Source organism: Protofrankia sp. CiP1_Cm_nod1 (assembly GCF_920888515.1).
Lineage (GTDB): Bacteria > Actinomycetota > Actinomycetes > Frankiales > Frankiaceae > Protofrankia.
This window is the reverse complement of sequence record NZ_CAKKTM010000092.1, coordinates 6615-13869: the sequence shown is the minus strand read 5'-3', so window position 1 is coordinate 13869 and position 7255 is coordinate 6615. Positions and strand designations below refer to the sequence as shown.

The 7255-nt window shown below is 69.3% G+C and carries 4 protein-coding genes and 1 pseudogene; all 5 read left to right on the top strand.

Translation table 11 applies throughout. The features are described 5' to 3' along the window. The first annotated feature begins 1870 nt into the window (after window positions 1-1870). Window positions 1871-2971: a hypothetical protein gene (locus NBX02_RS04825; protein WP_250284555.1), complete on the top strand. Its 1101-nt coding sequence runs from the start codon at window positions 1871-1873 to the stop codon at window positions 2969-2971. 174 nt (window positions 2972-3145) lie between these two features. After that, window positions 3146-4747: an HNH endonuclease signature motif containing protein gene (locus NBX02_RS04820; RefSeq protein ID WP_250290151.1), complete on the top strand. Its 1602-nt coding sequence runs from the start codon at window positions 3146-3148 to the stop codon at window positions 4745-4747. Window positions 4748-5322: 575 nt separating this feature from the next. Beyond that, window positions 5323-6165 (top strand): purine-nucleoside phosphorylase, encoded by an 843-nt coding sequence (locus NBX02_RS04815; RefSeq protein WP_250284557.1) that lies wholly within the window; start codon window positions 5323-5325, stop codon window positions 6163-6165. Between the two features lie 9 nt (window positions 6166-6174). Then, window positions 6175-6477, top strand: a complete 303-nt coding sequence (locus NBX02_RS04810; RefSeq protein WP_250290150.1) for a hypothetical protein — start codon at window positions 6175-6177, stop codon at window positions 6475-6477. Window positions 6478-6572: 95 nt separating this feature from the next. Beyond that, window positions 6573-7255, top strand: a pseudogene (locus NBX02_RS04805) (phospho-sugar mutase); the annotation flags it as partial.

Here is a 7255-nt window from a genome sequence, read left to right as displayed (position 1 = left end):
TTTTTTTTTTCAAGCAGAAGACGGCATACGATATGAGCGCTTGTCTCGTGGGCTCGGAGATGTGTATAAGAGACAGGTTCTCGATCTCGCTCTTCTGGTAGCCCTGCTCGATCGCGGCGACGGCTCCGCCGCGCTTCTCGACCTGCTCCATGAGCTCGCGGGCGGCCTGCTCGACATCGTCGGTGAGGGCCTCGACCGCGTAGGAGCCGGCGAACGGGTCGACGGTGGCGGTGATGTCCGTCTCGTAGGCGAGCACCTGCTGGGTACGCAGCGCCAGGGTCGCGGCCTTGACCGTCGGCAGGGCGATGGCCTCGTCGTAGGAGTTCGTGTGCAGGCTCTGGGTGCCGCCCAGCACGGCGGCGAGGCCCTGTACCGCGACCCGGACCAGGTTGACCTCGGGCTGCTGCGCGGTGAGCTGTACGCCCGCGGTCTGGGTGTGGAAGCGCAGCATCATCGACTTGGGGTTCGTCGCGCCGAAGGTGTTCTTCATCACGTCCGCCCAGATCCGGCGGGCGGCGCGGAATTTCGCCACCTCCTCCAGCAGGGTCGTGCGGGAGACGAAGAAGAAGGACAGCCGGGGGGCGAACTCGTCCACGGCGAGCCCCGCCTCGACGGCGGCCCGGACGTAGGCGATGCCGTTGGCGAGGGTGAAAGCGATCTCCTGCGCGGGGGTGGCCCCGGCCTCGGCCATGTGGTAGCCGGAAATCGAGATCGTGTTCCACCGGGGGATCTCGTTGCGGCAGTACGCAAACGTGTCGGCGATCAGCCGCAGGGACGGCGCGGGCGGATAGATGTAGGTACCGCGGGCGATGTATTCCTTGAGGACGTCGTTCTGAATGGTTCCGGTGATCTTCGAGCCGGGGACGCCCTGCTCCTCGGCGACCAGCTGGTATAGCAGCAGCAGGACGGACGCCGGCGCGTTGATGGTCATCGACGTGGAGACCTTGTCCAGCGGGATGCCGGCGAAGAGCACCCGCATGTCCTCGATCGAGTCGATCGCCACCCCGACCTTCCCGACCTCGCCGTGAGCGATCGGGTCGTCGGAGTCATAACCCATCTGGGTGGGCAGGTCGAACGCGACCGAAAGCCCGCCGGTGCCCGCGGCGACAAGCGAGTGATACCGCTCGTTGGACTCCCTGGCGGTGCCGAAACCGGCGTACTGCCGCATTGTCCACGGCTTGCCGGTGTACATGGTCGGGTAGACGCCCCGGGTGAACGGATACTCACCGGGTGAACCCAGGCGCTCCGTCAGGCCCGCGGGCAGATCGGATGCACTGTAAACCGGCTTGATCGGCTGGCCGGACTCCGACAGACGCTCGCTCATGGCCAGATCGTAGGGAAACCCGGCCCACTCATGCGCGATTCTCACGCCGGGTTCACCGCCGTCACGGCAACGGCCTGACGGGATCGCCGACGGGATGGACCACGAGATGGCCGACGAAGCGGCAAGGAGCACGGCTGAACCACTCCGGATCACTCCCGACGCGCCAGCCCGCGCCCGGCGAGGACCGGCAGACCGGAGGTGACCGCGGCCAGATGACCACAGCGAGGGAGCCGTCGGCTTCAGGGACCCGCCTCGCCGCTCCCGTCGCCCCGAGGCGGCCTCGCCGGCCGAGGGCGACCGGGTGGCCACGCCCCGCGGCAGCCGCCCGGACCCAGCCACAAAGCAGGCAAAAGCGATTATTTTTATCGATGTCAGCCAGGAAAACACACATGCGCCCACGATTACGTCTACCGTTGATGGAAAGACTCCACGGCGCACGCCACCACCGGCGGAACCGACGCGCGGCCGCGCGGGTTCACGCTACCCGGCCGGCGCGACCCGCCGGGAGTCCGATCGGTTGTTTCCAGGACGGGAACGGGGCTGCCCATGACCGGCGACACCATAACCCAGTTGACCGTCGAGACGATCAGGGCGGAGCTTGTCGCGCTCTCGGCGGGACCGGGTTTGAACGTCGAGAAACTCAGGAGCTCGCCTCTGGTACGGCTGCTGCCCCCGGCACCTGGAGAATGGTCGGACGACCAACGCGCCGCCGCATTACAGAACATCATAGTCGAGTGCTGTCACGCCATCCCCCAGGAAAAACTGCGGACCGGTGCCCAGATCGGTTTCAACATTGACGGCGAGAATCCGGGTGAGCCGTCCCTGACGGCCCGGATCGACGCACTCGCCCGCCGCCGGGGCCGACACGAGCGAACCGTACGGGAATGGTTCTACCGGGGGACCGTCGAGGCCGCGCTCCTGCTCAGGCAGCGGGTCGCGGAGCTCAGCGCCGGTGCCGGCTGGCAGGACTACCTGGCCGGCAGCGGTGCGCCGGGCCTCCTCGACGCCAGCCGGCCGCGGTTTCTCCTTGACCGGGCCGAGCTGCTGGTACGACTTTCCGGCCGGATCCCGACGGAAGTGCTGATATTCCGGTCCCTGGTCGCCCTCGACGACGGGATCGACCACTACGTGGCGACCACCCGCTATCACAGCGACCCGCGACCCGAGGTGATCTCCGTCGAAGCGCTGGCGAACTGCGCGGTCCGGCGCTCCACCTTCATCCCGAACGGGTACGAGGTGACCGAGCTCGAGTTCTCGGCGGCGCTTTCCCCCGGCGACCGCGTTTCCTTTGTGTACCGGCTGCGCATACACACCGACCGCGAGATGACACCGGTCCTGAACTACACACCGAAAGAGCAGCAGAACAGCCGATACACGGTACAGCTCCAGTTCGACCCGACGGTACCACCCGTCCGCGTCTGGTATTTCAGCGGCGTGCTCGGCCCGGAGGCCCGGCTGCATCCGGACGACGAGGAGCACTGGCTTGTGCCGAGCAGCCTCGGATACGTCCGCAAGGACTTCGTCGAGCTTTCCCGCGGGCTCCACTACGGGGTGGCCTGGGACTGGCCCCGGGTCCCGGGTGGCCCAGCCACCCGGGACCATCCGGACCACGACTTCCGCCCCGCCGCCGGCCCCCCGGGCCGCTGACGCACGATCATGACCAACCGTCGGCCACCAGGCACCGGCCCGGCGCAACCGGACTTTATAGATCATTATGGATGCCTCTCGTATGCGGTCTGCGTCCTGCGCCTGTGCGGAGGGCCGGGAGAGCGATCGTCGTCAGGGGTGAAAATGTCCATATAAGCGACTATACTCGTACATATGTTCGATACCAGGGTGGGCGACCCAGCCCCGGCTGGCACGGCGGTTCCGGCCCCGCCGCCAGCGCCGACGGGCCGCGCCGAGTGCGGTGGCCCGCCAGCGCTGGCGGGCTGTGACATGGCCGGCCGTCTGCCGGTGGTGGCCTCCTGTGACTCGGACGGCTGCCTGTCCCTGATGGCCGCGGTGCGGCGGCGGATCGCCGGGCTGGAGGCGGTCATGCTGCGTGCCCAGGCCCGTCTCGCCGCGTTGCGGCCCACCCCGCCCGGGGAGGGGAACCCGGCCGGGCCGGGGTGGGCCGCGGAGGAGATCGCCGCCGAACTCACCCTGTCCCCGGCCGCTGCCGCGGCCAGCGTGGAGCTTGCGGTCACCGTCGTCGACCGGCTGCCGGCCACCCTGGCCGCGCTGGAGACCGGGGCGATCGATCTGGGTCGGGTCCGCGCGGTCGCCGAGACAACCGCCGCCCTGTCCGCAGACAAAGCCGCCGCGGTCGAGCGGAAGGTGCTGGCCCGGGGTGGGCGGGGCAGTCCCAGCCTGTTCCGTCAGGCGTTGCGCCGGGCCGTTCTCAGCGCCGACCCGGACGGCGCGCGGCGACGGCACGCCCACGCCCGCAAAGGTCGGGAGGTGCAGCTTCGTCCGGCCGAGGACGGGATGGCCGAACTGTGGGCGTTGCTGCCCGCCCTCGACGCCCAAGCCGCCTACCAGCGCCTCGATGCCCTCGCCCGCGCGGTCGCCGACCCGGACGAGCCCCCTGGCATGACCATCCCCCACACCGGCCCGGACGAACGCCCCAGCATGGACGCCCGCCGCGCCGACGCCCTCGTCGACCTGCTCCTCGGCCGCGACCGGGGAGCTGAGGTGTCCGTGGAGGTCGGGATACTCGTCTCCGCCGCGACCCTCGCCGCGGTCAGCGACACCCCCGGGGAACTCGCCGGCTACGGGCCGATCCCCGCAGAAACCGTCCGGGAGCTCGCCCGGGAGGCGACCTGGCGGCGGATCTTCACCGACCCCGCCCAGGGCGACCGGCCGATCGAGGTCGGCCGCCGCTTCTCCGCACCCGGCCTCGCCCGGCTGCTGCGCACGCGGCAGCGGACCTGCCGTTTCCCGGGCTGCCGGAAACCTGCCCAGTTCTGCGACCTCGACCACATCCAGCCGCACAGCGCCGGCGGACCCACCAGCGAAGAGAATCTACTGACCTTGTGCCGGCGCCACCACAGGGCCAAACACGAGGGCGGCTGGACGGTTCAACGCACCGACGGTGACACCGCGATGTGGACCAGCCCGACCGGACGGGTCTACCCCAGCATCCCCGAACCCTGGGACGTCGAGCCCGCCGGGCTCATAACTCGGAGGTCAGACAACGACCCCGTCTCGCAAGCAGGATCCCCGCGAGCAGACATTCCCAGAACGCGCAACACGGGAACGGATGCCTCCACAGCAGGAATATCGAGAACGAGCGCATCAGCAGCTCCAGGAGCCCCGGGGACGGACACGTACAGCGGGGGAGGTACCCACGGCGTGAGAAAAAGGGCCGGCGCCCACGGTCCGGACACGGACAGAACCAGACGGGACAGCGTTCTGGATCTCGGCTCACCACCCTTCTGAGATCGCTTCACCGCCGCTTTCCAGAGGCGTCCTACCACCCGCCTGTGGCATCCACGTGGGCAGCGACCCCGGCTATGGCACCTCTCGATGATCATAATGGCCATGGCATTCTCGACAGTCTCGACGCCGGACGCTCAGACACCGAATATTCAGCAGCATCAAGGGGCCGGATGACCCGGAGGCCCGAGCCGATCGAGACAGGCGCAGCGAGATAGCCGCAGAAGGCGCTATCCGATGCCGCGAATTATTCCTCTACATAATATTTTCAGGGCTCCGAGCGATGACAGTTTCCGTCTACTGATTCGACCGTATGGGTGGTGGTGCCGTGGGATGAGCGAGGGGCCAGGCCGTGGAGGGTCAGTACCTCGGATGCCTTCGATATCACCCCAAATATGGGTAAACCGGGCGGCTTGCGAATCAGAGCGGCGGATCAGGGCTGCGGAGCGAGTCAGAACAGCAAGTCACCGTCAGGGCAGCAGGCCAGCGCAGCAGGCCAGCGCAGCAGGCCAGCGCAGCAGGCCAGCGCAGCAACGGAGCGGAACACGCCGGGGCGGGACCGAAGCTAGAGTCACCACATGCGGGACACCATTGCCGTGCAGACGGCTACTGGGCCGGGTGCGCAGGCCGCTGCGGAGGCGACGGCTGCCGCGGCGCGGCTGGCCGAGATCACAGGTGTCGGACGGCACGACATCGCCATCGTGCTCGGCAGTGGATGGCTGCCCGCCGCGGACGTGCTGGCCGCGACCGGCACAGTGACCGGCGAGGTGGCCGTCGCCGAACTCGCCGGTTTTCCGCCGCCGAGTGCCCCCGGCCACGCCGGGACGGTGCGCTCGGTTGCCCTCGGTGGACGTCATCTTCTGCTGTTCCTCGGCCGGGTCCACGCCTACGAGGGCTATCACCCCCGGGTCGTCGCCCATGGTGTCCGCACAGCCTGTGCCGCGGGTGTGTCCACCGTGGTGCTCACCAACGCCGCCGGCGGGCTGCGCGAGGACCACACTGTCGGCCAGCCCGTACTGATCTCCGACCATCTGAACCTCACCGGCCGTTCACCCCTGATCGGGCCGCAGTTCGTCGACCTCACCGACGCCTACTCCCCGCGGCTACGCGCGCTGGCGCGAGCCGCCGACCCGGCCCTCACCGAAGGGGTCTACGCGGCGCTGCCCGGGCCGCACTTCGAGACCCCGGCCGAGATCCGGATGCTGCGGACGCTCGGCGCCGACCTGGTCGGCATGTCGACCGTGCACGAGACGATCACTGCGCGGGCCGAGGGCGCCGAGGTGCTGGCGCTGTCCCTGGTGACCAACCTGGCCGCCGGCATGACCGACGAGCCGATCGACCACACCGACGTGCTGGCCGCCGGCGCCGAGGCGGCCGGACGCATGGGCGCACTGCTCGCCTCGATCATCACCAGGCTGTGATCGGTCGAGATGGACGGCGTCCGCCGGGACAACACGTCCATCAGGATGGCCGCGCCCGCCGGGAATGTCGTGTCCGTCAAGAAGGCCGTGTCCATCGGGAAGGCCGTGTCCATCGGGAAGGCCGTGTCCGTCGAGAAGGCCGCATCCGTCGAGAAGGCCGCATCCGTCGAGAAGGCCGTGTCCGTCGAGAAGGCCGTGTCCGTCGAGAAGGCCGTGTCCGTCGAGAAGGCCGCATCCGTGGGGATGAGCGTGCGGGTCCTGGGGCAGGCTGGTGAACTGGTCATGTTGGATGAACGTGCCCATCGGGGATGAACGTGCACGCTGTGGATGACGCGGGCCTCCCGGACCTGTTCGCCCGGGCCCGGCGGTGGATCGCCGACGATCCCTGGCCGGCCGACCGGGCCGAACTGGCCACTCTGGTCGACGCCGCGCTTACCACTGGTGACCTCGAAGCCCTGCGTGAACGGTTCTCCGGTGCCCTGCGCTTCGGCACGGCCGGGCTTCGTGGGCCGCTTCGCGCCGGCCCGGCCGGGATGAACACCGCGGTCGTCCGACGGGCGGCGGCGGGCCTGGCCACCTGGCTGCTCGCCCGACAGCCCGGCACGGACGCTTCGCCCACGACAACCAGATCACCATCAGTAACGCCCGCGGATACCGCACCGACCGGCTCGGGGACGCCACCGGACGATGATCGTCCACTTCCGCTGGTTGTCGTGGGGGCGGATGCCCGGCATGGCAGCGAGCGGTTCGCCCTCGACAGTGTTCGGGTGCTCGCCGGGGCGGGGGTGCGGGCGGCCCTGCTGCCTGTCCCGGTGCCCACGCCGGTGCTGGCGTTCGCCGTCCGCCGACTCGGCGCGGACGCCGGCATCATGGTCACCGCAAGTCACAATCCGGCGACCGACAACGGCTACAAGGTGTACCTGGGCGCACCGTCCGGCGACCCGGCGAACGGGGCGCAGATCGTCGCTCCCGTCGACAGCGAGATCGAGACGGCGATCGATGCCGTCGGGCCGGCCGCGTCCCTTCCCCTCGGTGACGGCTGGATCCGCCTTGGCGTGGAGATCCACGACAGTTACGTGGCGGCGGCCGC